Annotated in this window: 22 protein-coding genes; 9 read left to right on the top strand and 13 right to left on the bottom strand. The window is 70.5% G+C overall.

Annotated features, from left to right (window positions below; all coding sequences use genetic code 11):
* Both OHA17_RS38205 and OHA17_RS38200 read right to left on the bottom strand, forming a co-directional pair.
* Complete coding sequence (locus OHA17_RS38205; RefSeq protein ID WP_406510925.1) at window positions 1–1,287, bottom strand: molybdopterin-dependent oxidoreductase; 1,287 nt, start codon at window positions 1,285–1,287, stop codon at window positions 1–3.
* A gap of 217 nt (window positions 1,288–1,504) precedes the next feature.
* The gene (locus tag OHA17_RS38200; protein ID WP_398881446.1) at window positions 1,505–1,690 is read right to left on the bottom strand and encodes a hypothetical protein; all 186 of its coding nucleotides are present in this window, start codon (window positions 1,688–1,690) and stop codon (window positions 1,505–1,507) included.
* A 405-nt stretch (window positions 1,691–2,095) separates the two neighbouring features.
* On the opposite strand from OHA17_RS38200, the gene OHA17_RS38195 reads away from it, so the two are divergent.
* Window positions 2,096–2,857: an endonuclease/exonuclease/phosphatase family protein gene (locus tag OHA17_RS38195; RefSeq protein ID WP_406510357.1), complete on the top strand. Its 762-nt coding sequence runs from the start codon at window positions 2,096–2,098 to the stop codon at window positions 2,855–2,857.
* Window positions 2,858–2,986: 129 nt separating this feature from the next.
* Here the strand turns inward: OHA17_RS38195 and OHA17_RS38190 are convergent, their stop codons facing one another.
* Entirely contained in the window at window positions 2,987–4,108 is a 1,122-nt protein-coding gene (locus OHA17_RS38190; RefSeq protein ID WP_406510356.1) for an FAD-dependent oxidoreductase, read from the bottom strand.
* A gap of 53 nt (window positions 4,109–4,161) precedes the next feature.
* Here OHA17_RS38190 and OHA17_RS38185 point away from each other — a divergent pair, with 53 nt between their 5' ends.
* Window positions 4,162–4,851, top strand: a complete 690-nt coding sequence (locus OHA17_RS38185; RefSeq protein ID WP_406510355.1) for a TetR/AcrR family transcriptional regulator — start codon at window positions 4,162–4,164, stop codon at window positions 4,849–4,851.
* A gap of 140 nt (window positions 4,852–4,991) precedes the next feature.
* On the opposite strand, the gene OHA17_RS38180 is transcribed toward OHA17_RS38185, so the two are convergent.
* The gene (locus tag OHA17_RS38180) at window positions 4,992–5,507 is read right to left on the bottom strand and encodes a putative immunity protein (RefSeq protein ID WP_406510354.1); all 516 of its coding nucleotides are present in this window, start codon (window positions 5,505–5,507) and stop codon (window positions 4,992–4,994) included.
* A 271-nt stretch (window positions 5,508–5,778) separates the two neighbouring features.
* Here OHA17_RS38180 and OHA17_RS38175 point away from each other — a divergent pair, with 271 nt between their 5' ends.
* Window positions 5,779–6,501, top strand: a complete 723-nt coding sequence (locus OHA17_RS38175) for a hypothetical protein (RefSeq protein ID WP_406510353.1) — start codon at window positions 5,779–5,781, stop codon at window positions 6,499–6,501.
* 236 nt (window positions 6,502–6,737) lie between these two features.
* Here OHA17_RS38175 and OHA17_RS38170 read toward each other — a convergent pair whose 3' ends face one another.
* Window positions 6,738–7,082, bottom strand: coding sequence for an EthD domain-containing protein (locus OHA17_RS38170; protein ID WP_406510352.1), 345 nt, complete (start codon window positions 7,080–7,082; stop codon window positions 6,738–6,740).
* Between the two features lie 113 nt (window positions 7,083–7,195).
* Here OHA17_RS38170 and OHA17_RS38165 point away from each other — a divergent pair, with 113 nt between their 5' ends.
* Window positions 7,196–7,684, top strand: a complete 489-nt coding sequence (locus OHA17_RS38165; RefSeq protein ID WP_406510351.1) for a MarR family winged helix-turn-helix transcriptional regulator — start codon at window positions 7,196–7,198, stop codon at window positions 7,682–7,684.
* Between the two features lie 76 nt (window positions 7,685–7,760).
* On the opposite strand, the gene OHA17_RS38160 is transcribed toward OHA17_RS38165, so the two are convergent.
* Entirely contained in the window at window positions 7,761–8,099 is a 339-nt protein-coding gene (locus OHA17_RS38160) for a hypothetical protein (protein WP_406510350.1), read from the bottom strand.
* A gap of 719 nt (window positions 8,100–8,818) precedes the next feature.
* On the opposite strand from OHA17_RS38160, the gene OHA17_RS38155 reads away from it, so the two are divergent.
* Complete coding sequence (locus OHA17_RS38155) at window positions 8,819–9,646, top strand: SCO6745 family protein (RefSeq protein ID WP_406510349.1); 828 nt, start codon at window positions 8,819–8,821, stop codon at window positions 9,644–9,646.
* A gap of 295 nt (window positions 9,647–9,941) precedes the next feature.
* Here OHA17_RS38155 and OHA17_RS38150 read toward each other — a convergent pair whose 3' ends face one another.
* The 4 genes from OHA17_RS38150 to OHA17_RS38135 all read right to left on the bottom strand — a co-directional run bounded on the left by OHA17_RS38150 (window position 9,942) and on the right by OHA17_RS38135 (window position 14,347).
* Window positions 9,942–10,334, bottom strand: coding sequence for a hypothetical protein (locus tag OHA17_RS38150; RefSeq protein ID WP_398876859.1), 393 nt, complete (start codon window positions 10,332–10,334; stop codon window positions 9,942–9,944).
* 415 nt (window positions 10,335–10,749) lie between these two features.
* Entirely contained in the window at window positions 10,750–11,646 is an 897-nt protein-coding gene (locus tag OHA17_RS38145; protein ID WP_406510348.1) for a Rieske 2Fe-2S domain-containing protein, read from the bottom strand.
* A 354-nt stretch (window positions 11,647–12,000) separates the two neighbouring features.
* Window positions 12,001–13,182 (bottom strand): M20/M25/M40 family metallo-hydrolase, encoded by a 1,182-nt coding sequence (locus tag OHA17_RS38140; RefSeq protein WP_406510347.1) that lies wholly within the window; start codon window positions 13,180–13,182, stop codon window positions 12,001–12,003.
* 100 nt (window positions 13,183–13,282) lie between these two features.
* Complete coding sequence (locus OHA17_RS38135) at window positions 13,283–14,347, bottom strand: DMT family transporter (protein ID WP_406510346.1); 1,065 nt, start codon at window positions 14,345–14,347, stop codon at window positions 13,283–13,285.
* 337 nt (window positions 14,348–14,684) lie between these two features.
* On the opposite strand from OHA17_RS38135, the gene OHA17_RS38130 reads away from it, so the two are divergent.
* On the top strand, window positions 14,685–17,801 hold the full coding sequence (locus OHA17_RS38130) for an AfsR/SARP family transcriptional regulator (protein WP_406510345.1): 3,117 nt from the start codon (window positions 14,685–14,687) through the stop codon (window positions 17,799–17,801).
* Here OHA17_RS38130 and OHA17_RS38125 read toward each other — a convergent pair.
* On the bottom strand, window positions 17,791–17,982 hold the full coding sequence (locus OHA17_RS38125) for a hypothetical protein (protein WP_053730406.1): 192 nt from the start codon (window positions 17,980–17,982) through the stop codon (window positions 17,791–17,793). The two genes, OHA17_RS38130 and OHA17_RS38125, sit on opposite strands and share 11 nt — an antisense overlap.
* Window positions 17,983–18,152: 170 nt before the next feature.
* Window positions 18,153–19,076 carry a hypothetical protein gene (locus OHA17_RS38120; protein ID WP_406510344.1) on the bottom strand — a complete coding sequence of 308 codons (924 nt, stop codon included), beginning with the start codon at window positions 19,074–19,076 and terminating at the stop codon, window positions 18,153–18,155.
* Between the two features lie 213 nt (window positions 19,077–19,289).
* Between OHA17_RS38120 and OHA17_RS38115 the strand changes: the two genes are divergently transcribed.
* From OHA17_RS38115 to OHA17_RS38105, 3 genes are all read left to right on the top strand, one after another.
* Entirely contained in the window at window positions 19,290–20,348 is a 1,059-nt protein-coding gene (locus OHA17_RS38115) for a VWA domain-containing protein (RefSeq protein WP_406510343.1), read from the top strand.
* A gap of 229 nt (window positions 20,349–20,577) precedes the next feature.
* Window positions 20,578–21,915, top strand: a complete 1,338-nt coding sequence (locus tag OHA17_RS38110) for a lipase family protein (protein ID WP_406510342.1) — start codon at window positions 20,578–20,580, stop codon at window positions 21,913–21,915.
* A 226-nt stretch (window positions 21,916–22,141) separates the two neighbouring features.
* Window positions 22,142–22,771 (top strand): polysaccharide deacetylase, encoded by a 630-nt coding sequence (locus OHA17_RS38105; protein WP_406510341.1) that lies wholly within the window; start codon window positions 22,142–22,144, stop codon window positions 22,769–22,771.
* A 148-nt stretch (window positions 22,772–22,919) separates the two neighbouring features.
* Here the strand turns inward: OHA17_RS38105 and OHA17_RS38100 are convergent, their stop codons facing one another.
* On the bottom strand, window positions 22,920–24,533 hold the full coding sequence (locus OHA17_RS38100) for an FAD-dependent oxidoreductase (protein WP_406510340.1): 1,614 nt from the start codon (window positions 24,531–24,533) through the stop codon (window positions 22,920–22,922).
* Window positions 24,534–24,542 lie beyond the last annotated feature (9 nt).

The raw sequence follows: 24,542 nt of genomic DNA, 5'->3' as shown, positions 1-24,542 counted from the left end.
TCAGGTCCTGAAGGTAAGCCGGTGCACCCACTTGGTGTTGTTCACACCGGGGTTGGCCGGGACGATGACACGGGCGGGGTAGCCGTGGTCGAGCGAGAGATCCGCGCCGTTGACGCGCAGGGCGAGCAGGGCCCGGGGGTCGTGGATCTGGTTGCCGCGCAGGACCACCGAGCTGTAGGGGCCCGGCGGTTGCACGGATTCCACCAGAACGCTGCCCGCGTCGGGCAGTCCTGACATGGCGGCGAGGTCGGCGAGGCGCAGGCCGCTCCAGTGCTGGTCGGCGGTGGACCACCCTTCCACACAGGCGATCGGCAGCGCGGCCGCGTGCTGACGCATCGTCAGGAGCTGTTCGCGCGTGAAGACCGCCGCCGGTCCGCGGCCACGCACCTCCAGCCGCCAACTCGGGCCGACGTGGGACGGCGAGACCCCGACGGCCGCGGCCGTCTTGTTGATCTGGAAGCCGTTGGGCCCGCTGCCCGGGTCGCGGTTGTGCGGCGCGAGGAGGGCGGTGGTGCGCAGCCGACCGCCGATGCTCTGCCCGGCGGTCACCACCAGCAGGAGCAGTGACCCCGCCCCCACCATCCCCACGGCACCGCGGCGTGACATCGTCGGCGCCGCGGGCGCGGCCGGTACCAGGCCGTCCGGGTCGGGGGGATCGGGCCGGGTGTCGGCCACGCCGGTGCGCAGTTCGACGGCCAGGTCGCGGGAGCCGAGGGCACGGGTCATCCGGCCGAGCCGCAGCGCCACGTGCACCACGAACGCGGCGATGAACACCCAGGCACCGTAGAAGTGCAGGGTGTAGAAGGAGCCCGGGAAGACGTAGTAGAGCTGGATGTTGAGGATTCCGGTCACGAACTCGAAGATGACCCCGCCCACCAGCATCAGCAGGGACAGCCGCTCAAGGCCGTGGGCGACCGTCCGGACCGGAAGCCACTCGAACAGCTTCGGGATGACCGACCACAGTTTGGCGAGGAGCACCGGCACGAGGACCACGCCGAGTGTGATGTGCACACCCTGGGTCAGCCGGTAGAGCCAGTAGGGGTGCGTGGGCCAGTCGAAGAGGTAGAAGCCGAGCAGGCCCTTGTCGGGGGTCTGGTCGTTGAGCGGGCCCAGATCCGGGTTGTAGGCGGCGTACGAGAGCATGCCGGTGACGAAGAGCACCGGGATGCCGACCAGCAGCAGCAAGCCGAACACCGATGTCAGCCAGGGACCGCGGATCGGACTGCGCCAGAATCCGGGGCGGAAGGGCCCTGGGGGCGGCGGCGTCCGGCCGATCTGCTGCGCCATGGCCCGGGTACCGGCCGCAGCCGCGGCCGCACGGGCTGCCATCGCGGCGCCGAGCCGTTTGAGACGCCGCCACGCGTGTGTCATGTCCAGCGGCGAGCGCCTCGATCCGCCGGACGGACCGGAGTCCGGCGGCCGTCCGCCACCGCCCATCAGCCATCTCCTCCGCATCGAGGCACGCCGTCAAGGACGAGCGTTCGACCGCCAGAATCCCTTCCGCCTAACCTAGACCGGCGACCGCGCCGACGGCTCTTGTCAGCGCATCGGCACCGGTGCCCAGACCCCCGAGTCCGCTGACGGACAGGGGGCTGTCGTCATCATCGGCGAAGGCTGGTGTGAGCGAGGCGGTGCACAGCACTACAGCGGTCAGAACAGCGACGGTGACGGCTCGTCTGATGGATCGCACGATGTCTCCAGTGTGAGGGGCCCACGGATGTGGCGCTTCCCGGACAGTGCCCCCTCCCCGACCCCCACTCGCGGTTTGCCATCAGGTTCCCCGGTATGGCCCAGCCCATCAAATGACGGCCATGAGGACCCACCCCGCACCCACACACACGGCCGCACAACGCCACAGGCCGCGAGTTCCGAAACAGACACCCACCGCAACTCTGCCCCACCCTTCACCACCGACGCGGCGCCCCAACTTCAGTAACTGCTACGGGACCAGGCATGTGCTCCGCCACAGCGGACATGAACCACTACGGTGCGTTCCAGCGGAGCCGAACCGGTTCAGCTGGGCTCGGCACCGCCGTACACCACCGTCCGCATGGCACCGTCTTAGCGGTAAGAAGAAAGCGAGGAGAGGGGAAGCGTGGAGAGGGGAAGCTTGCAGGATCTGCCCAAGTCGGCGACGGAGCCCGATGGTTCCGCGATCGTGCGCGTGCTCAGTTACAACGTCCGTTCCATGCGCGACGATGTCGAAGCCCTCGCCCGGGTGATCCGGGCCTGCGAGCCCGACGTCGTCTGCGTTCAGGAGGCGCCGCGGTTCTTCCGCTGGCGCAAAGCCGCCGCCCGCCTCGCCCGGACCTCCGGGCTCGTGTACGTCGCGGGCGGCGCCACCGCCTCCGGCCCCATGATCCTCTCCTCGCTGCGTGCCCACGTGGAGCGCACCGAGGACGTCCTGCTGCCTCGCACCCCCGGCCTGCACCAGCGCGGTTTCTCGACCGCCGTGCTGCGGTTCGGCCCCGCCCGGCTCGGGGTCCTCAGCTGCCATCTGAGCGTCAACGCCCAGGAACGCCACGGGCAGGGCCGACTGCTCCTGGAGAAGCTGTCCGACTTGAACGTGCCGTACGCCGTCGTCGGGGGCGACTTCAACGACCGGCCCGACGGCCGTACCTTCGGGCTGCTCGCGGACGCCCTGCAGGACGGCTGGGCGACGAAGCCGTGGGGGCGAGAGCACACGACCCGGCTGGGCGATCCGCTGCAGAGGATCGACGCGGTCTTCGCGACGGACGGGCTGGAAGTGCTGGGGTGTGGGGTCCCGATGGGGCTCCCCGGCGTCTTTGTACGAGACCTCCGGGCAGCCACAGATCACCTGCCCGTGCTGGCCGCGCTGCGAGTGCCCGCCGCGTAGCACAGCACCGCATCGCACCCCCGCTCCTCGAACTCCCCCGCCTGCCAAAATCGACCGGAGCGGTGTCATGCCCTACTGTCCCGTGAAGCCATGGCGAGACTTCAAGGCTGGTGCTCTCGCGCTGGGCAGTCAGGATGGCTGGACTTGGTCGAAGAGGGCGAGGGCTTCGGCGGGGTCCGGGCTCACGAGGCGTTCCAGACCGGCCGTGGTGATCTTCGCCCACTTGCCGGCCCGTGCCCACATCTGTTCCTCGAAGGCGCGGACCGCCTCGTCCAGATCGTCGGGGCCGGTGGCGATGGCCTCGGCGAGTTCGGCGCCTTCCAGCATCGCGAGGTTCGCGCCCGCCCCCAACGGGGGCATCAGATGGGCGGCGTCGCCCAGTAGCGTCACGCCGGGGACGTGGGTCCAGGTGTGGGACACGGGCAGGACGTAGAACGGGCGGTGGACGAAAGCGGTGCCGTGGCGGAGGAGGTCGAGGACGGGAGCGGCCCAGCCCTCGAACAGGGCCAGCAGGCCCGATCGCACGGCCTCGTCGTCGGCCAGGTCCAGGTTCGCGTGCCAGTCCAGCGGCGCACGGAACTTGGCGTACACCTTGACGTGGCCGCCGCTGTTGCGCTGGGCGACGAGGGAGCGGTTCACGCCGTACGCAGCCACGGAGCCGTCGCCGATCAAGCGGGCGAGGTCGGGGTGGCGGGTGTCGACGTCGTCGAGGGATGTCTCGACCGAGGTGACGCCGGTGTAGTGCGGCGTCACCGACGACACTGCCGGGCGGATCCGGGACCAGGCGCCGTCCGCGCCGACCACGAGGTCGAAGGTCTCCTGCCCGCCGTCCGCGAAACGGACCAGGACGCCGTCCCCGTCCTTCCCCGGCACCACCTGCGTCACGTCCCGGCCCCACTGGACGTCCAAGGGGCCGAGCAGCAGGTCACGCAGTTGCCCGCGGTCGATCTCGGGATTGGCCCGCTCGTCCGGCCGCGCCGGCCAGTCGCGCAGGACCGTCCCGTCCGTGTCCAGGATGCGCATGGCCTGTCCCTCGGGGCGAGACAGCTCCTGGAACTCCGTCAGCAACCCCGCCTTGTCCAGCGCGAGCTGGCCCAGCCCTTCATGGAGGTCCAGCGTGCCGCCCGGGGGGCGGGCGTCGGGGGCGGGATCGCGTTCAAGGACGGCGACGGGGTAGCCATGGCGGTGCAGGACACGGGCGAAGGCAAGGCCACCGGGGCCGGCCCCGACAACAGCGATACGATGTCTCATGTCGATACACTGTATTTCCCCAATATGATGCATCGCAAGAGAACGGTGTGACCATGACTGTCTGGGACCGCCCGGAGCCGCCGGCTCGCCCCGTGCCGCTCGACCGGGAGCGGATCGTCGCCGCCGCCATCGCGCTGGCCGACGAGGGCGGGCTTGAGGCGGTGTCGTTGCGTAAGGTGGCCGCCCGGCTGAACGCCGGCCCGATGCGGCTGTACGGATACATCTCCACCAAGCAGGAGCTGTTCGACCTCATGGTGGACGAGGTCCAGGCCGAGATCCTCCCCGAGGAGCAGCCCGGTGACTGGCGGGAGGCGCTGCGCGTACTCGCCCACCGCACCAGGCAGGCGGCTCTCCGTCACGAATGGCTGGCCGACCTGCTCGGCGGCCGCCCGACCCTGGGTCCGAACGGCCTTGCCGTGACCGAGGCCAAGCTGGCCGCCCTCGACGGACTCGCCGACGTCGACACCGTCATGCGCGCTGTCGAGACGGTCAGTTCCTACTTCACTGGTGCGATCAGGCGCGAGATCGCGAACGTGCGGGCCGAGCGCGCCACGGGCCTGTCCAAGCACGAGTGGCGGCGCGCCTCCGGCCCGCATGTGACGAGAATGCTGGCCACGGGCCGCTTCCCGGCCCTGGCCAAGGCCGTGTACGACGGCACGGACGTGGACGCCGAGACATCCTTCGCGACCGGCCTGGACTGGGTCCTCGACGCGGTGTCCGCCAAGCTCACCCCGCCCGCGTGACTCTCAGCTCTTGCCGCATGTGAGCGAGGCCGGGGTCGGCGCGGGGACGGCACCGCCGCGCGCGGCTCCGACGGCTCGGAGACCAAGAGGCGCTGGCGGTGATCGGCTTCGTGTCGGCGGTGCTGGCGCCGGACGCGCGCTCAGCAGTCAAACACCGACCAGCAGATGTCGTTCCGCAATCGCTGGTCGTCAAGTACGAGCTCGCGAATCGCCTCCGGGAGCTGGTCGCGCTGCCACTGGCACTCGCGTCGCCCTGCGGCCTCACTCTCCTCTTTCGGCGTGGCAGCGCGTGCGGCCTTGATCGCATAGGCGGCCGCACCGAGCTCGTGCGCGGCGACGTGTGCGACGCCTGCGGCCTGGCCAGCGGCGTAGGCAGCATGCCGTGCTGCACCGCATAGGTCTCGCGCCGCTCCCATTGCGTGGCCGCCCGCCGCGCGGGCCTGCATCATCTTGACCTCGCCACGCACCCAGGCGCGGGCATGCTCGATCGCCTGGCGCGGCCGTGGGTCCTCGGGCTGAGCGGACTCGAAGTGATCAAGGACGTGCTCCGCGCAAGCCGCTGCCCAAAGGGCGAGCAGATGGTGATCCGGATCAGTGAGGGTCCCACCACGGCGGATCGTCACGAAGCGAGGGTCCCTGACCTTCGGGAGGATCATGGTTGGCATTCCTTCCTGCTGGTATGAAGCGAAGCCTGCAAACCCGGTGGTCGATCCGCAAGCCCGGCTACCATCTCCCCGCCGGACGGGGCGAGTTCTCAGTCGCCGACCACGTCGCTCGCGGTCCCTGGCGGTGATCCGGGAGCAGGCGTGCACTGTCCGACACGGTCCGCTCGTCCGCTCGTCCGCCGACGGCTCCGTGCATGGAGCATCAGCCGCTCGCTGCCTGCATGTTCGGGTTCGTTACGGTAGAGGCGCGGGGAGGGGCGAGATGGGTTTTCGTAAGCCGAAACTGACGGCGGACATGGTGCCGGTGGCCGACTGGCACAGCGTCGAGCAGTTTTCGATCAGCAACATGTCGCGGCTCAACGGCCGCGAGGCCGAACGCGACATGTGGGCTCTGCGGACCCCGCGGATGATCGGCAAGAAGCTGACGTACGCTCCGTGCGCGTTCCTCAACACCTCGGCCTTCGTGAACGGCCCTCAACAACTCTTCGAGGACCGGGATTGCACCCGCGTCCTGCTCACCGTCGAGGATGGCCAGGAGGTCGACGGTCAGCATCACTTCCGCGTCCTGGACACACACGACACACCCATCGGTACGATCCGCAAGGTCCCGCCGAAGTCCCGGCCCTTCAGGCACACCTGGCGCATCGACCAGCCGGACCGGCCCGAGATCGCCGGCCGCAACGAGTGGTCCGGCATCGACGCCCGTAGTCTCGCCGTCCGGGCCGGAGGCGAAGTCGTCGTCGCCGCCTTCAGCTCCCTGCTGGCCAGCGACGACGTCGACCCCGGCCAGGGCCCGCCGCGCGTCCTCGTGTGGAAGGGCGGCGCAGAGGTGGTCATGACGTCAGGTGGCGCCCACCCCTACCGGATCTGCACCGACTGGCTGGACCGGCGCCTCGCGTTCGCCGTCGCCCTCCTCGGCGATCAACTCCCCGCCCGCCGCAACCGCCATGACCTCGAACGGCTGTGGGCACCGCGCCCGGCATGACCACCGCCATGCCGGGCCGGGCCGGACGTGTTTGTTGGACGTCGGTGGGCCCGCGACGCGATCCCGGCTGACCCCGAAGTACGCAGTCAGCCCGTGGGTAATGACACGGGTGACACCGGTCTGAGGCTCGGAATCCGGGCGGCATCGAGAACCCCGAACCAACTACCTATTTACTGTTCGTCGGTGCCACGATCATCAGCGTCGTCAGGGCGGCAGAGTGTCGCCACTGGCGGTGCTCAACCGAAGACCGGGCTCTCGGTGGTGTAGAGGAAGCGGGTCCGAGAACGGTCGAGGAATTTCTCCTCGTCCTCGGCGACGACCGTGGTGTACGTGTCGGACGTGAACCAGCGGGCGGCATCGGCGACGTCATCGACCCACACCTCGGCGACACCGTCGTAGACGGCGTTGCTCACGCCGGGGATCTCGTCGTTGGTGGGCAGGAGCTGGACGTACCGCCGGACCGGGACCTCTCCGGCGGGCAGGCTCGCGATCAGTGCGTTGTGCTTCTGCGTCCAATAGTCCACGAACTCCGCGTGGGTGAGGTCTGCCCGCCGGGTCAGGAAAATGCTGATCTTGGTCACAAAGGGCTCCTTGATGAGGCCGAGGTTCACTTGCCTGGGCAACTCACAAGATAGACCGCATTGACTTGCCCAGGCAACAGAAATCTCTTGCCCGGGCAAGTACGATGGGTCGCATGGACGCACCGTCACCGTGGCTCGACACCGAGCAGCAGGAACTTTGGCAGGACCTTCTCACCGTCGTGATCGCGCTGCCTGCGGCCCTGGACCGTCAGTTGCAGCGCGACGCGGGCATCTCCAACTTCGAGTACAGCGTGCTCGCCCGGTTGTCGATGGCACCTCAAGTCACCATGCGCCTCAGCGAGTTGGCCCGGGGCTGCGACAGCACTCTCCCGCGGCTGTCGAAGCTCATGGACCGCTTTGAGGCACGGAAGTGGATCGTCCGTCGCATTGACCCGGCGGACGGTCGGTACACCCTGGCCACCCTGACCGAAGGCGGTCGGCAGAAGGTGGTCGACAGCGCACCGGGGCACGTCGCGCAGGTGCGCCGACTCGTTTTCGACCCTCTGACCGCCGCGCAGCGCCGCCACCTCGGCGCAGCACTGTCCAGCGTCGCCGAGACCGTACGCCGGGAGGCCGCAGGCGGCCCCACCGGGAGTCTCTGAACGCTGGGTGCTGGATGTGGGACAGCCCCCTGGGTGGCAGGGGGCTGTGGGGTGGGGCTGGTGGTGCGGGGTGGGGTTAGAGGAGCTTCTGGGGGGCTTGGTACTGGTCGACGGGTGCGATGTTGCAGGCTGCCTTGGGGCTGCCGAGGAGGTGTCCGCCGATGCCTTCGCCTTCGGGCAGGGGGACGACGCAGCGTCCGTCGACGTTGATGAGGGGGGCGCCGTAGGTGTTGAGGATGCCGCCTGCGTCGCCGGTGATGGCGGTGTCGCCGTTGCGGGTTGCGAAGTCCTTGGCGCCGCCGCTCATGGAGTTGCCCGAGGTGTGGGCGGTGCGGATGCTCTCGTGCGCGCTGGTGGGGATGCTCCTGGCCTCGGTTCCCGTGGTGTGTGCCGAGGCGGGCGCGGCGACGGCCATCGTTGCGGCGGTGGCGAAGACCGCCCCGGCGAGAACCTGCTTGAGCTCCCATTCGGTGGGTCGGTGGGTCGGTGGGGGTGGTGGCGGGTCTGCCCGGAGGGGCAGCCTGCCGCCTCTGGAAACGAGGAACGGGCAGAAGGCGTCACAAAGTGCCCCCATTCGGACCAGCCCCCGCCCCGCCGGCCCGAGATCGGCCGGGCCTCGCCGCCCCCGTTCCCCGACGGCTGGTGTCCGCGTCCGGCCGGTTGAGGGCGTGGGGGGTGAGGGTGCCGGGTCCCGGGGCTGGTCAGGCTCCGGGACCCGTGTGCACTCTCCATATGCGCCGGGCTCAACGACTCGCCACCACCCCGGTCACCCACCTTCCCCCACCCAGACCAGTCCGGGCTCACGCTGGCAAAGGCACTCCAGGCCAGGACAGCCAGCCTTGACCCTGTCGTTCATGGTCAGCCTCTCCCCACACACACCCGGAAACCAACACCCCCCCCACACACCCACGACCAGACCCCAAGCCACCACACCGGCCAAACCCCACCCACCCCCAACTCGGCGGGCATCATCGCAAGCTGCTGTTCGTCCTGGCCCAAGCCTTCGCGACCGGAGCGTTCGACCAAGACCAAGTCGAGCCACCGGAGAGCCGGACGTACGCCTGCCGCGTCCAGGAGGTGATCCGGCGGCTCGTTCTGCTCCGCGGGTATGTGACCGCGGGCATTATGTGAGCCATGACTCACACCGCCCGCCGCATGTTCGAGCTCTTGGAGCCGATCTGCCTGGTCACCTTCTTCGCCGACGAGTGCAACGAGGAGCTGGCCGCGCTCGGCCACCGCACCTACTGGGACGGCTACTTCGCCAGCCGCGCCGCTCCGCTGGGGCGGGTACCGGCGGAGGTCGTGCACGCGGCTTTCTACAGCTTCGCCGACGGGGAGGCCGCGCGGCACATCCCGAGCGCGTGGGAGACGATCCCGCCCGAGGCGTCCGTCGCCGCGCGGGAGCGGGGCAGCGCGGCCTCCGTACGGCGGATCCTCGGCGACGAACTGGCCGACTCCCCGGGCCTGTTGCGCGCCGCCGACCTGACCACCAAAGCCGCGACGAGCGCGCCCACAGAAGGCCGGGTGATGTACGCCGGGATGCGCACCCTTGCGGTGCCGAGCGATCCGGTCGCCCGGCTGTGGCATTCCGCGACCATGCTGCGCGAGCACCGCGGTGACGGGCACGTCGCGGCCCTCGTCGGCGCGCGCATCGGCGGCACGGAGGCCCACGTCCTCAGCGCGCTGGACATGGGCATCCATCCGCCGCAGTCGTTCGGGCGCATCCACCACCTGCCGAAGGAGCGGCTGGCCGCGGTCATGGACGGCTTGCGCGAGCGCGGACTCATCGACTCCGACGACCGGTTCACCGACGCCGGCCGCGAGACCAAACAACGCATCGAGGCCCTTACCGACGAGCTCGCCGCCGCGCCGTACGACGCCCTGACTCCCGTCGAGCTCGACGAGTTGGTCGCCGAACTCGAACCCATCACCGCGACGCTGGTGGCCGCCGGGTCGCGGTGACGAGCAGCCACTGACGGAACGAGGAGCCCGCCGTCCGGTACGGCGAATCCTCGGCCCGGCGCTCGCGTGCCCGAAGCGCTCGACCCGACCGTCGAGTTCCTGGCCGCATCGCGATGCCGACGAGCCGGCCGACCTGGGCACCGCCGGGCCAGCCTGCATCTGCGTGTACCCATACGGAGCGGACGCGAGCACCCGTCGAGCCGGGCTCCGGCACCGCAATTAAAGCCGACGGGGCCGCTGCTGTAAGGCAGCGGCCCCGCTTTTCATGTCCTGTCGGACGGCATGACGGCGTACGTCAGAGCAGCTTCTGCGGGGCCTGGAACTGGTCGACGGGCGCGATGTTGCAGTCATTCTTGATCGTGCCGAGCAGGTGTCCGCCGATGCCCTCGCCCTCGGGCAGCGGCACCAGGCAGCGTCCGTCCACGTTTCCGAGCGGGGCACCGTGGTTGTTGAGGATGCCGCCCGACTCGCCCGTGACGGCGGTGTCACCGTTGCGGGTACCGAAGCTGGTGGTACCCCCCTGGCCGCTCGCGGTCGGGCCCTGTCCGACCTGGGTGGCGAGGACCTTCTGGAGCGCGTCGGTGGGGCTCCTGTGCGCCTGCGCGGTGGTGTGTGCCGAGGCGGGCATGGCGACGGCCATCGTTGCGGCGGTGGCGAAGGCCGCGCCGGCGAGAACCTGCTTGATCACGGTTGTGCTCCCATTCGGTGGGTTAGTTAGGGGTGACAGGCCCGCCCTGTGAAACCTGCCGCCCCTAGAACGAAGAACATGCAGAACACGTCACAAATTGCGCCCATTCAGACCAATGCGCCGCAGTGGAGGCTGGTACGGCCGCGGTCCGCCAGAGGCCTCCCGAGGCGGCCGCAGCCGCCCCCAAGAGCGAACCTCTCGACCGTCGCCGCCGCCGGCGTCGGACACGCGTGACCGATGCCCCGGCCGGGCGGCAGGGTATCGAGTGTGCCGGGTCCCGGGGCTTGTCAGGCTCCGGGACCCGTGTGCACTCTCCATATGCGCCGGGCGCAACGACTCGCCGCCGCCCCCGGTCACCCACCTTCCCCCACCCAGACCATTCCGAGCCCGGCGAGCCCCGCGAACCGCTGCTCGTTCAGCTTGCCCCGTCGGCTCTTCCGGTGGCCCGCTGGACCGCACCCGGGAGCCTGACTTCCAGCACGCCCTGCCCGGTCAGCCGGGTTTCGAAGACGGGCTGGGGTGCCGTGGCAGGGCCTCCTACGTTCTGGCCGTCCGCCAAGCGGAAGACACTGCCGTGCCACGGGCACTCGACGCATCCGTCGGCCACTGTGCCCTCGGACAGCGGACCCGCCATGTGGCTGCACCGGTCGACCAGGACGTGGAACCCACCGTCCGGCTCCCGCACCACGAGCAGCGGCACCGCTCCCAGCATCCGCCGGGCCGCCTGCCCCTCGGAGAACTCCGCGGCGCTGCCCACCGCGTGCCAACCCGGCTCCACCAGGTGATGGATCGGCTCGGTCTTGTTGGCGCCGGCCGCCTGCCGGTAGGCGAGATGGCCTCCGATCATTCCGGCGGCGCTGGCCACCGTCAGCCCGGCGAACGCGAGGAGCCGACCGAGCGCCGGCCTGCCGCGGCCCCGCACGACCCAGGAGCCGGCGTACAGACCGATGGCCACGCCGTTCGACGCGGCGTGCACCACTCCCGTACGCAGCTGCCGCTCGGGCTGCTCCGCCCAGTCCACCCACCCCGCCCACGCGGCCGGCACGGCGGAGACGACCCCCATGCCCACCAGGAGACGCGCGTTGCGCCCGGCGCCCGGCACGAGATCGAGCACCGCGGCGGACGTCCACGCACCGATCGGCACCTGTACGAGCACGGGGTGCAGCGGGTGTCCGAGCGGCCGCCCCTGGAGGACAGCGCGGTACGGTCCCAGGGGCAACGCGCGGACAGCCTTCTGCAACCAGCCGGTGATCTTGTCCAGCTGCTGGGCCTCGCCGAGCGCGTCGAGGGCTTTGAGCAGGGCCTGAGCCATGGCATCACATCCGTTGCCATCGCTTCGTCCCGGAGCGCCCAACCCGGCCGGCGCCTTCTTCGCTGACAGGAATCGCATGGGATCCGGTTAACCCTCGCGGCCCCGAGCCAAACGGTCGGCCGGCCGGTTCTACCCGTACACGAGTAGCGTCCGCGCACCGGCCCCCGTCCGCTGGCGGGTTCGACGGCGGGCTGGTACTAGGGCTCACGGCACTCAGCGCTCGACCGGGCGAGCGGCTCCTTGCGATGCCCGAGCCTGCCCGTGCCCGCAGAGCAGACCGGAAAGGCCCCGGCCCCCGCAACTCTGCGCGGGAACCGGGGTCTTCGGCCGAGACCGGATACGGGGCCGGCTGCGTCAGGCGGCCAGCGCGTGGCGCTCCGAGACGTCCGTCGCGAGCATCAGGTTCACCACCGCGACGACGCTCTCCAGGAGGGCTTGCGTGCCCAGGACCAGTTGCTCGTCCGGAGTGTGCTCCAGGTTGGAGTGGCTGTAGCCGCCCGTGCTCGGCACGAAGATCATCGCCGTCGGGACCTTCGTGCTCATCACGCTCGCGTCATGTCCGGCGTAGCTCAGCATCCGCTGGAAACGCTCGGAGTTGCGCACGCACACCTGCTCCACCGCATCGACCAGCCGGGTGTCGAAGTCAGCGACGGGCTTCGCCGACGTGGTGCGCAGCTCCGCCGTGCACTGCTCCTCCCCTGCGATCAGCCGCAGCTCCTCGGCCAGGAGTTCCTCGATCGCGTCGAGGGCCTTTTCCGTTCCGGCGCGCACCTCCACCTGCACGGTGGCCGCGCCCGGCACCACGTTCGGCGCGTTCGGCTCCAGGACGATCGAGCCCACGTTGCCGATGGAGGCCGGATCGACCTGCTGGCACACGTCCCGCACCAGTGCTCCGAAGCGGGTCGCGACCCGTCCCGCGTCGGCGCGCAGCTCGAACGGCGTCGTGCCCGCGTGGTTCTCCTGGCCCTCGATCCCGATCATGTAGCGGCGCACTCCGACGATGCCGGTCACAGCGCTCAGGTCCAGCTGGGCGCGTTCCATGCGCGGCCCCTGCTCGACGTGCAGTTCGAGGTAGCCCAGCAGTTCCGTCACGTGCGGGTTGTGGCTCAGGGCCGTCGATCCGACGAGGCCGCCGTTCGACTGGAGGGTGACGCCCTCCTCGTCGTAGAACGCGACCGTCTCCAAGTAGTCGGCTGCCGAGTGGTTCGCTTCGTGCAGGGTGCGCAGCACCTCCATGGCCGCGATCACTCCGTACGCCCCGTCCAGCCGGCCGCCGCCCGGGACGGTGTCGGCGTGGGAACCGATGAGCAGCCAGGGGCCCTCGCTGGCGGCGCGACGGCTGAATACGTTGCCGATGTCGTCCCGCCAGGTGTCGAGCCCGGCGACGCGCATCGTCTTGTCGATCCAGTCACGCCCGGCGAGATCGGCCGCTGAGCCGGCCACCCGGTAGATGCTTCCCTTGGGGTCGGCGCCGATCTGGCCGAGGTGGGTGATGTCGGACAGCAGGCGCTCGGCGTTGATGGTCGGGAAGGACATGATCCTGATTCCTTGTTCGTTGAGCGGAAGTGGATTACGCCGGTGGGCGTTCGAGAGGGTCGGAGCGATCGTCGTCAAACGCGCCCTGACGAAGGGAAGTTCAGGCGGCCGTGGGTGACGACTGCGGCTGTGCGGCGTGCGGGGTGGGTGCGGTCTGTTCTGTCTGGGCGGCAGGCTCGGCGCGCTTGGCCGTCGCACCCGATCCCAGCGCGATCCCCACGATGATCAGTCCCATGCACGCCACCTGGATCGGCGTCGTCGGCTCACCGAGGGCGAAGTACGAGACGACGGCGACGAACACGGGCTGCAGGTAGTAGATGAACCCGGCGCGGGTGGCACCGATCAGGTCGATGGCCTTGTTCCAGGTGAAGTAGGCGACGGCGGACGAGCACACGCCGATGTAGAAGAGGGCTCCGAGCGTTCCGCCGGTCGGCGTGAACCCGCCCTGGACGCTGAGGCTCACCGCGTATGCGGGCACCAGCATCAGCGTGCCCAGCACGAACGTGGTGAAGAGGAACGCGAGCCCCGTCAGGCCGGCCGGCTTGCGGCGCACCATCGCGCTGTACCCGGCGAACGTCGCCGTGGCCACCAGCATCCACAGGTCGCCCGTGGAGAACTCCAGGCCCAGGAGCACCGACAGGGAGGCCTTGCTGACGAGCGCGATCACGCCCAGGAGCGCGATGACCAGACCGGCGGCCCGCCGTCGTGAGACTCGTTCACCGCCGGTCAGCACTCCGAAGGCGACGATCATCGCGGGCGACGTGGCAGCTATCAGCGCCAGGTTGGTGGCCGAAGTGGTGCGGCCCGCCTGGTAGATGAGGCTGTTGAACAGCGTCACCCCGAGCAGTGCCGCGAGCGTGAGGAAGCCCAGGTGCTTGCGGATCAGGGCCCGCTGCCGCCATGTCTGCGCGGCGGCCAGCGGTGCCACCGCCAGCATCGCGATCGTCCACCGCCAGAAGGCGGTCTGGACCGGAGGCACCGTCTCGTGCAGGGCGCGCGCTATGACGAAGTTGCCCGACCAGATGAGGGTGGCCGCGGTTGCCAGGATCGGCCCCAGCCACACGGCGAGCGAGCGCTTCGCGGACCGGGGTCCGAACGGCGCCGCCGCCTTCTTCGACGGCGCGCTCACGGGTTCCGTCTCGGCGGCTTTCGTATCGAGGGCCACGGTGGTTCTCGTTTCTTTCGGTGGGTCCGGTAAGGGCGGTCGAGGGCGCCTTTCGTACGGGCGGCAGTGGGGCCGTCGCGACGGATGAACCGTCGGGGTCGGCCGCTCCTGGCCGCTGGCCGGGGCTCTCGATGCCTGAAGACTCCACGGCCGCGCTCCCGTTCCGTTACCGCCCCGCTCCCGCCCCCGGGACCGCGCCGCCCCGGCGAGGGGAACCTGGGGGGAACGCGCGTGCCGTCCTACAGGTCAAGACCACTCTGTACCGTCCCGTGGGCAACCCCTATGATCGCCGAGTAATGCCCTGGCCAGGGATTTTCAGGGCGGAACGGGGAAGGTAATGACGGGGTACGACGGCGGGAATCCACGCTTCAACATCCTTGGTCCGCTTGAGGGTTGGGCGGACGGGAAACGACTGCGCCTCGGCGGCGCGATCCACGAACGCGTGCTCGCGAGCCTGCTCCTGGAGGCGGGCCGCACCGTCCCCGTGACCCGTCTGGTCGAGGCGGCATGGAACGACAACCCGCCCGCGACAGCCGCCCACCAGGTGCGCAAGGCCGTCGCCGAACTGCGCCGGCGCATTCCGGGCGGCGGCGAGGTCGTCGTCACCGACGGGCCCGGCTACCAAGTGGCCCTCGGTGCGGTGGAGCTGGACCTCACCGAGTTCAGCGCCCAGGTGCGCCGGGCGAGCCTCGCCGGCGGTGAGGGGCAGCCCGCCGAAGCGGCCGACGCGCTGCGCCGGGCGCTCGACCTGTGGCGCGGGCCCGCCCTGTCGGGAACGGGCAGCGACCTCCTCGAAGCCGCCGCGACCATGCTGGAGGAGCGCCGCGTCGCCGCCGCCGAGCAGCTCACGGAGCTGCGCCTGTCCGCCGGCGAGACCGGCGACCTCGTCGCCGACCTGCGTGATCTCGTCGCCCAGAACCCGCTGCGGGAGACCCTGCGGGGCCACCTGATGCTCGCCCTGTACCGCGGCGGCCGGCAGGCCGAGGCCCTGGAGGAGTACCACAAGGTCCGCGACCTCCTCGTCGAGGAGCTCGGCATCGACCCCAGCTCCCGGCTGAGCGAGCTGTACGAAGCGATATTGCGCGAAGCGCCCGAAGTACAAGCCCCGGCCCCCCGCCCAACGGCGCCGCGGGACAACGCGCCCGCCGAGCACTCCCCGACCGCCGCCCCGGCCAAGGAGCCGGCGCCACGGGATCACCCGAAGCAGGACGATCCGTCCGAGGCGCCCTGCACCCTGCCCTACGACCTGGCGGACTTCACCGGCCGCGACCGGGAGCTCTCCACGCTGCTCGCCTCCATGACCGGCGCCGGATCCTCCACGAGCGGCCGCGGCGAACCCGGTCGCACCAGCGCCATCGTGGCGATCGACGGCATGGGCGGCAGCGGCAAGACCTCCCTCGCCGTGCACGCCGCCCATACGGCCGCCGCCGACTTCCCGGACGGCCAACTCCACATCGACCTGCGCGGGTTCACTCCCGGCGAGACCCCGATGACACCGGCCGCCGCGCTCGACAGCCTGCTGCGCGCCCTCGGCACGTCCAGCGACCACATCCCCGACGACGTCCCGGGACGCGCCGCGCTCTGGCGCTCCACGCTCGCGGGCCGCCGCGTGCTCCTCCTGCTCGACAACGCCGCGGACGCCGCACAGGTGCTGCCGCTGCTGCCCGCCTCGCCGGGCTGCCTGGTACTGGTCACCAGCCGGGAACGCCTGCTCGACCTCGACGGCGCCGACTGGCTCTCCGTGGGCCCCATGTCGCCCGAGGACGGCACCCTGCTCATCGAGGAGGTCCTCGGCCGGGCCCGCGTCGCGGCGGAGCCGGAGGCCGCCGCGGAGCTCGTGCTGCTCTGCGGCAGGCTTCCCCTCGCGCTGCGCATCGTCACCGCACGCCTGCGCAACAGGCCGCGCTGGACGCTGAGTTACCTCGTGGACCGGCTACGCGACGAGACGTACCGCCTGGAGGAACTCAGCGCGGGCGAGCGCAGCGTCGCCGCCACCCTGCAGCTGTCGTACCAGGCCATGGAGGAGGGGCATCGCGCGGCGTTCCGCGTCCTTGGCCTGCACCCCGGCGCGGACGTGGACGCGCACGCCGCCGCCGCGCTCCTGGGGACGGACACGCGCAGCGCGGAGACGGTCCTCGAACGGCTCCTGGACGTCCAGCTGCTCCAGCAGCCCGACATCGGCCTGTACCGCTTCCACGATCTCGTACGGACCTTCGCGCAGAGCCAGAGCCGGCCCGCCACCGAACAGGACGACACGGCGGCCGTACGGCGGCTGCTCGACTACTACCTCACGGCGACCGAGACCGCCTGTACCCGTCTGTTCCCGGGCCGCAGCCCGCGCCCCACTCAACTCGCGCCCTATGAAGGGGAGGTGCCCCGCTTCGCCGACATGGAGCAGACCCGCCGGTGGTTCGACCACGAACACGCGAGCCTCGTCGCATCGGTGTCCCTCGCCGACCGGCACGGGTTCGACCGGCACACCGTCAGCCTCACCCGCAACATCGTGTTCCGGCTCAACGCCCTCGGCCGCTACGACGAGTTCAAGGACCTCAGCCAAACCGCTGTCGTCGCGGCCCGGCGCACGGGGGACCTCGCCGTGCTCGGCTTCACCCTCTCCAACCTGAGCGTGGCCTGCTGGAAGCTCGGCCATCTCGAAGAGGGCATCCAGTCCGCCACCGAGGGCCGTGACATCGCCGCCCGGCTCGGCGACCAACTCACCGAGGCACACGGCGAGTCCACGATCGGACTGCTCCTCACCGCTCTGGGCCGCCACGCCGAGGCGCTCCCCCGCCTGGAACGCGCACTCGGCCTGGAGCGGGCTCTGGAGGTCCCGCGCGCCGAGGCCGAGACGCTCACGAACCTCAGCACCCTGTACGCCCAGTGGGGCAAATACGACGAGGCGGCCGCCATGGCCCGCGCCGCTCTCTCGGTCCACGACGGCCTCGACTACCGCGACAGTCATGTCATGGCTCACACCGACCTGGCATTCGCCCAGGTCGGACTCGGCTCCTACGAGGAGGCCCGCGACTGCCTGCGCCGGGCCCGCGAACGCTGCCACCCGTCGAGCCCGCCCGGTGACGTCGCGCTCGCCCTCGCGCTGTCCGCCACGGTGGAGGAACTGTTCGGGGACGCCGACGGATCCGCGGGTTTCGCGGACGAGGCGCTGCGGCTCGCCCGGGCCGGCGGCAGTCCCACCCGGCAGGCCAAGGTCGAGAACATCGTCGGGCGGTTCCACGGGCGCCGCGGTGACCACGAGCGGGCCGCGGCACTGCACCGCCGGGCGTATGAGCTGGCGGCGCCGATCCACTACCGCGCCGAGGAGGCCGGCGCCCTGTACGGCCTGGCCGACGCCGCCGAAGCGTCGGGGGACCTGCTGGCGTCCGCGCGCCGCCGGGAGGCCGCCGACGCGCTGAGCGCCTTCATGGGGCGTGTCGCCCCGCAGCTCACCGACTGACCGGCAGCGACTGGACGACCACGGTCGGGCCCTTGCTGTCGGCCCGCACCGAGGTCGGGCCCTTGCTGTCCGCGAGCGCCGGGGCGGTGGAACCCGTCGAGGCCGCACCCGCGACGCCGAGACCCAGGACGAGGGCGGCCGCCGCGAAGACGCCGACGAACTTGGTGAGGGAGCTGCGCATGGTGACGTCCTTCGAGTGAGTGGTGGTGCGTGGTCGCTCTGACATCACCGATGTTCGTGCGTCGCCTTCCCGAACCGGTCCTGCCCCGTTCCCGGCGGATACCTCAGTGTTCCCCGGCCGCTCCGATGACAGCCCGGACCGCTGGCGAGAGGCCCCCCGCCATCGACAAATCAGCCCGACAGCAGCCACGGCCCGGACGGCGGCCGGCCCGCGAGCGCGCCCAACACGTCCACCACGACGTCCCGCCCGGCCCCGTTGCCGGCCAGAGCCCGCGGGACCGACCCCCCGGTCGCCTCCACGTCCGCGACGCGCGGCCCCTCGCGCGTCAGCACCACACGCGTCCGTACGAAGCCGAACTCCAGCCCCACGAGATCGAGCAGCGCACGCACGACGGCCCGCGCCCCCACCCCGTCGGCGTCCGTCGAGCGCCCGCCGAGCCCTGGTCCCGTACGAGGCCCGACCACCGCGCCGTCCAGCGCGGTCAGCCGGATCACCTCGTGCATCCCCGCATGGCTGAACGTCTCGACGACCACCTCGGGCCCGGCGAGACACTCCTCCACGACGCAGGGCATGCGGGGCGACCGCCGGGCCCAGGCCTCCAGTTGGGCCCGGCCTCGGATGACCTCGCCGCGGTGCCGTCCCGTCCCGTTCTTGATCACGAAGGGGTACGGGAACCCGTCCGCCCAGGCCAGTGCCATCGCCGTCGATGTGACGGGCACGGCGCGCACGGCGGACACCCCGCTCTGGTTGAGCACCCGTCGCAGGACGGCCGGATCGCGGAGCCCCTCAAGGACCCTGCCCTGCCCGGGGTGCAGCTCAAGGAGCGCCTGCCCGACCGCCAGCCGGGGGCCGGGCAGGTCGCCGAAGTACAGGACGTGCGCGATGTCGAAGGCGCGCGCTGCCCGGACCAGCAGGGCCCGGAGGGCACCGACGTCGTCGACGTCCCCCGCCAACTGCCGCTCGGAGAACGCCCCTTGGGCTGGCGGATCGTGGTCGGCCCGCACCAGCCACGCGTCGAGCCCCACGGCCGCGACCGACTCCAGTACCCGCGGTTCCGGCCGCACGAGCAGCACCCGCTGCGCGTTCCCGTTCATCGCGCCCTCCTCCCAGCACATGACATGCCAGGAGAGTGCCGCCCGCGCTTCCCGTCACCGTCCCGCCCGGATCCCCCGCGCGGCGACAGCCCGGCCCTCGACGCCCGGCACGGCACCCAGGGAAGGCAGGTGATCGGGCGTCAGGCGGCGTTGTCAGTGCCTCCACCTACAGTGAAAACATCACTCGGGGAGCCTTGGAGGGGGAGCAAAAGCATGTCCGTAAACAAGATCCAGCACAAGGTGAATCACGTCGCGTTGGTAGTGGACTGTTCGGGTTCCATGCGTCCGCACCAGAATCAGCTCATCCGCGTTGTGGACGAGTTCGTGGCGGGGCTGAAGGCGGAATCGGACAGCCTCGGCCACGAGACGCGGATCAGCCTCTACTCCTTCGACCACCAGGTGGAGAACCTGGTCTGGGACATGGACGTGAAGCACTTGCCGTCCATGCGGGGTCTGTACCGGGTCAACAATGGCGCCACCGCCCTGATCGAGGCTTCGCTGAAGTCTCTGGACGACCTGGGTCACATCTGGGAGCAGTACGGCGAGCACAGCTTCCTGCAGATCGTGGTGACGGACGGCGAGGAGAACGCCTCCGGCGGAGACAGGCGGCACGACGGCGACCCGGCCATCCTCGGCCCGTGGCTCGACAGGATCACGGCGACGATGGGCGGCCTTCCGGGGCACTGGACGTCCGCGATCCTCGTTCCGAACTCCCTGGCCAAGCGGACCGCGCAGAACTACGGTTTCCCGGCCGGCAACATCGCGATCTGGGACGCGGATTCCCAGAAGGGCGTGGAGGAGGCGATCGGCACCGTGCGCGCTGCCGCCACCAGCTTCCTCCGGGGCCGCGAGCAGGGGGTGCGCGGCACGAAGAACCTGTTCGCCGTCGGTCAGGACATATCGGTGGACGAGGTGCGGGCGAACCTCGAACCGATTCCGGCCGACAAGTACCGGCTCCTGAAGGTCGACAAGGAGGTCGAGATTCGCCCCTTCGTCGATTCGCATCCGGGCGTGACGTACGAACGTGGCGCGTGTTACTACCAGTTGGGTGCCCGGGCTCAGGTTCAGCAGAACAAGGAAGTCATCGTCGTCGAGAAGGACACCGACCGCGCCTATACGGGCGATGCGGCACGCAGCCTTCTGTTCGGCACCGGTATCCAGGGGACCGTCTCCGTGAAGGCGGGGAACAATCCCGCGTTGGAGGTGTACGTGCAGAGCCGGTCGGTGAACAGGAAACTCAAGCCGAAGACGCGTCTGCTCATCATGCTCTGAACGGAACAGCGTGCCCTGACCCGGCCCCGGCGCCGCCCTCGTTCCGGCGGCCGGCAGGACGCACGCTGTCCGGCGAGCACCGCGACGCCGGCAGGGCGGCGTACGTGTAACGCAGTTGGCGGGCCCGCATCCGAAAAAGTCACAGTCGCGGCTCTATGCAGTGCAGTTACCTATAGGTAACTTTCCTGGAGTCACTCCTGTCACTCACTTCACGACCCACGGGGAAGCCATGTTCAGACACACCAAGCGGGTGCTGGCGACCGCAGTTGCCACGGTGCTGGCCGCCACCTTCGCGCCGGTGGCCACAGCCGCCGCCACGCCGTCGACGGCCGGTTCCAGCGACCCGTTCTACACCTACGACAGCAGCACGCCGTTGTCCTCGTACGCGCCGGGCACCGTGCTGAAGAAGCGGACGTTGCAGTACCACATCGTGGGTTTACCCACTCCGGTCAAGGCAGTCCAGCTGCTCTACCGCACCCGTGACGCTCAGGGGCGCCCGGCCGCCAACGTGACCACCGTGGTGCGCAGCATCAAGGGCGACAGCGGCAAGGCAGTGTCCTACCAGTCGTTCTACGACTCCCTCAACCCCAAGGACGGGCCCTCCCGCGCCATCGCCGGTGATGTCACGCTGGGCGGCATCCTCGCGAACAGTGAGAACCTCTTCCTGGCGCCCCTGGTGGCGCAGGGCTACAACGTCGTCATCCCCGACACCGAGGGGCAGCGGGCCGACTTCGCGGCCGGACCGGAGTACGCGGCCAACACGCTGGACTCGATCCGGGCCGCGACCGCCCCCGAGGCCGGGACCGGCATGGACGCCGACACCCGGGTCGGCCTGATGGGCTACTCCGGCGGTGCCATCGCGACCGGCTGGGCGGCCGCGCTCGCACCGGCGTACGCGCCCGACGTCAACAAGCGGCTGGTGGGCTTCGCCGAGGGCGGCCTGCTCGTGGATCCGGCGCACAACCTCAAGTACGTGGACGGCTCGGTCGTGTGGTCCGGCGTCATCCCCATGGCGATCATCGGGGTCGCCCGGTCGTACGGCATCGACCTGAAGCAGTACCTGAACAGCTACGGCCAGCAGGTGTACCAGGACCTGGAGCACGGCTCGCTCCTCGACGCTCTGGGCCACTACCCCGGGTTGACGTGGAAGAAGCTGGCGAAGCCGCAGTACGCCGATCCGAACTCGGTGACCGCGTTCGTCGAGGCGGTCAACAAGATCAACCTGGGTTCGGCCGCGACCCCGACCGTTCCCGGGTTCATCGCCCAGGGCGCCGGAGGCGTCGTCGAGGGGACCTTCGGCAACCCGCCTGGCATCGGGAGAGGTGACGGGGTCATGGTTGCCGGGGACGTCCGCGCCCTCGCCCGGCAGTACTGCTCCTCCGGCAACGGCTCCTTCGCCTTCCACCAGTACGACCTGCTCGGCCACGTCCCGGTGGCCGCGGCCTGGGCCCCGGGCGCGATCGGCTGGCTCGGGGACCGGTTCGCGGGCAGGCCGGCCCCGTCCGACTGCGGGCACATACCGCCGGGCAACTCACTGGCTCCGGAGTCGCCGACCTCGGTGTCGTAACGCCACAGCGGCACACACATAAACGGCCACGGTGTCCTCCAACTCCCTGTATTGCCAACCCAGTTGGCTCGCCAGTGGCCGACGCACACCGAGCGGTGCCGGCACAAGCTCGCGGAGCGCGCCATGCCGGGACTGCTCTCAGCCGTAACCGCGGCAAATGGTTGTTCCCCTCCTCGGAACGCGGATACAGATATGCGCGACCAGTCGGTACAAGGAGGGGAAAATCATGAAGAAGACCATGAGGAAGACCGCCGGTGTCATCGTGGGGCTGGCGCTGGCGGGCGCCCTGGGAGCCACCGGGGTGGCCGAGGCTCAGGCTCAGCCGTCGGTCCCGGCTCCGGCCGCCGCCCCGGCCATCAGCGCGGTGGACACCGGCAGTTCGACCGTCGAGGCGCCCGCCTCGGTGGTCGCGGAGCTGAAGGCGGCGACCAGCAGAGCGCGCGCCTCGCTCTCCCCGAACGCCCGGGTGATCTGTTACGCCGCCCACGTCCAGGACATCGGCTGGCAGTCGGCGGTCTGCGACGGCAGCGTGGCGGGCACGACCGGCCAGAGCCGCCGCATGGAGGCGCTGGCGATCTCGACCAGCGGCGTCGGCGGCGTCTGCGCCGACGCCCACCTGGCCGACATCGGCTGGCAGGGCTGGAGGTGCGGCGGGGACGGCACTGTCGTGACCGTCGGCACCACCGGCCAGTCGCGGCGGATGGAGGCGCTGGGCGTCCAGGTCGGGACGGGCAGCGTGGGCGCGCAGGCACATGTGGAGGGGTACGGCTGGCTGAGCTCGGTCACCGGAAACCCGGTCTATGTGGGGACGACGGGTCAGTCACGGCGTATGGAAGCCGTACGCATCTGGGTCTGAGGCCCGGCGTCTACGCCTGATGCCTGATGCCTGGCGGGGGTGGTGCCGGACCGCGGCCGGCACCACCCCCGCGACAGAACAGCCATCCCCGTCAGCACGAATGCGGCTGTGCATCAGAGCCGCGCATAACCGGACCCGGCCGCCCCGGTCAGGTGGACGGCCGGATCGACAGTGCGTGGTGAAAGACGTCGCGCGGGTCCCAACGGGCCTTGACCTGTTGGAGACGCGGATAGTTGTCCTTGTAGTAGAGGGTGTGCCAAGGCACGCCGGAGGTGTTCCACTCGGGATCGGCCAGGTCGGTGTCCGGGTAGTTGATGTAGGCGCCGTCGCTGACCGCGCCGGGCACGGGGACGCCGCCGGTGTCCGCGTACACGTCACGGTAGAAGGCGCGGACCCAGGCGAGGTTGGTGGCGTCGTCGCGCTCGTCGGACCAGATCGTCTGGTAGACGGCCTTCATGATCACATCTCGTTGGGCGACGGCCGTGGCGTCGGCCGCCACGGCGCCGACCTGGCCCCCGTACCCGATCAGGAGCATGCCACCGCCCGCCGTACCCGAGCTGTTGGTCAAGTTCCGGTGGACGGCGTCGAGTTGCGCCTCGGTGAGCGAGCGGCGCAGATAGCCCGCCTTGATCTTGTAGCGGCGGGTGCCGACGTTGCCGGGCTCGCCGGTACCCGGCCAGGTCGTCGGGTGCAGCCAGGGCATCGAAAGCCAGGTCTCCTGGCCCGCGAGCCCGGTGCCCGCGGTGACCGCGTTCGCGAACTCACGCACCAGGTTCTGGGCACCCGGAATGTCCGCGTCGATCTGCACGGTCATCAGGAAGCCGCCCGCGCTGTGGTGCATCGGGATGAGGATCGCGTACAGGCCGGCGTACGGCGAGCCGGGCGCGCTGTTGCGTTCGTGCCAGGTACCGAAGTTGTGCAGCAGCCTGGTGAACGCCTGCCGGGTCATCTTCTCGTCCCAGGGCCAGGTGACCAGGTACGCCAACTGCTCGCGCGGAGCGGCGGGCAGGAGCCGGGACGGGTCGCTCCCGCGCGGGCCGGGGGAACGCAGCCAGTACCGGGTGACCACCCCGAAGTTCCCGCCGCCTCCGCCCGTGTGCGCCCAGAACAGGTCGCGGTGCGGATCGTCCGGCTCGCGCGTCGCCACCACCGCGCGGGCGGTGCCGTCCTGGTCGACCACCACCACCTCGACGCCGTAGAGGTGGTCCACCACCGATCCGTACCGGCGGGACAGCGGCCCGTACCCGCCGCCGGCGAAGTGTCCGCCCGCGCCCACCTCCGGGCAGCCGCCTGCGGGGACGGTCACGCCCCAGCCCTTGAACAGCGTCCGGTAGACGTGCCCGAGCGTGGCGCCCGGCTGCACCGCGAACGCGCCGCGCGCGGCGTCGTAGCCGACGGCGTCCATGGGCGACATGTCCAGGAGCAGCCGCACGGCCGGATCGGCGGTGAAGTTCTCGAAGCAGTGTCCGCCGCTGCGCACAGCCACCCGGCGCCCGGACCGTACGGCATCGGCGACCGCGCGCACCACCTGCTCGGTCGACCCGACGACGCGGATCTCGTCCGGCCGCCCCACGAAGCGGAAGTTGTTGCCGCGCAGCAGGCTTTCGTACCGAGTGTCCCCCGGACGGACCGTCACCGGCCCGAAGCCTGTCCACTCCCCCGTCGCCGCGCCGGTATCCACGGCAGCCGCGGAAGCCGGCGGGCCGACCACGCTCGCCGCCGCGGCCACCGCACCTGCCGCGAGCAGCCCACGGCGGTTCAACCGATTCTG

The organism is Streptomyces sp. NBC_00212 (assembly GCF_045206365.1).
Taxonomy (GTDB): Bacteria; Actinomycetota; Actinomycetes; order Streptomycetales; family Streptomycetaceae; genus Streptomyces.
This window is presented reverse-complemented; position numbering and strand designations above follow the sequence as displayed.

Bases quoted from the DNA above. Each gene is read 5' to 3' on its own strand.
- OHA17_RS38205 (WP_406510925.1), bottom strand. From the start codon at position 1,287: ATGGCGCAGCAGATCGGCCGGACGCCGCCGCCCCCAGGGCCCTTCCGC.
- OHA17_RS38190 (WP_406510356.1), bottom strand. From the start codon at position 4,108: ATGAGACATCGTATCGCTGTTGTCGGGGCCGGCCCCGGTGGCCTTGCC.
- OHA17_RS38185 (WP_406510355.1), top strand. From the start codon at position 4,162: ATGACTGTCTGGGACCGCCCGGAGCCGCCGGCTCGCCCCGTGCCGCTC.
- OHA17_RS38180 (WP_406510354.1), bottom strand. From the start codon at position 5,507: ATGATCCTCCCGAAGGTCAGGGACCCTCGCTTCGTGACGATCCGCCGT.
- OHA17_RS38175 (WP_406510353.1), top strand. From the start codon at position 5,779: ATGGGTTTTCGTAAGCCGAAACTGACGGCGGACATGGTGCCGGTGGCC.
- OHA17_RS38165 (WP_406510351.1), top strand. From the start codon at position 7,196: ATGGACGCACCGTCACCGTGGCTCGACACCGAGCAGCAGGAACTTTGG.
- OHA17_RS38160 (WP_406510350.1), bottom strand. From the start codon at position 8,099: ATGGCCGTCGCCGCGCCCGCCTCGGCACACACCACGGGAACCGAGGCC.
- OHA17_RS38155 (WP_406510349.1), top strand. From the start codon at position 8,819: ATGACTCACACCGCCCGCCGCATGTTCGAGCTCTTGGAGCCGATCTGC.
- OHA17_RS38145 (WP_406510348.1), bottom strand. From the start codon at position 11,646: ATGGCTCAGGCCCTGCTCAAAGCCCTCGACGCGCTCGGCGAGGCCCAG.
- OHA17_RS38140 (WP_406510347.1), bottom strand. From the start codon at position 13,182: ATGTCCTTCCCGACCATCAACGCCGAGCGCCTGCTGTCCGACATCACC.
- OHA17_RS38130 (WP_406510345.1), top strand. From the start codon at position 14,685: ATGACGGGGTACGACGGCGGGAATCCACGCTTCAACATCCTTGGTCCG.
- OHA17_RS38125 (WP_053730406.1), bottom strand. From the start codon at position 17,982: ATGCGCAGCTCCCTCACCAAGTTCGTCGGCGTCTTCGCGGCGGCCGCC.
- OHA17_RS38120 (WP_406510344.1), bottom strand. From the start codon at position 19,076: ATGAACGGGAACGCGCAGCGGGTGCTGCTCGTGCGGCCGGAACCGCGG.
- OHA17_RS38115 (WP_406510343.1), top strand. From the start codon at position 19,290: ATGTCCGTAAACAAGATCCAGCACAAGGTGAATCACGTCGCGTTGGTA.
- OHA17_RS38110 (WP_406510342.1), top strand. From the start codon at position 20,578: ATGTTCAGACACACCAAGCGGGTGCTGGCGACCGCAGTTGCCACGGTG.
- OHA17_RS38105 (WP_406510341.1), top strand. From the start codon at position 22,142: ATGAAGAAGACCATGAGGAAGACCGCCGGTGTCATCGTGGGGCTGGCG.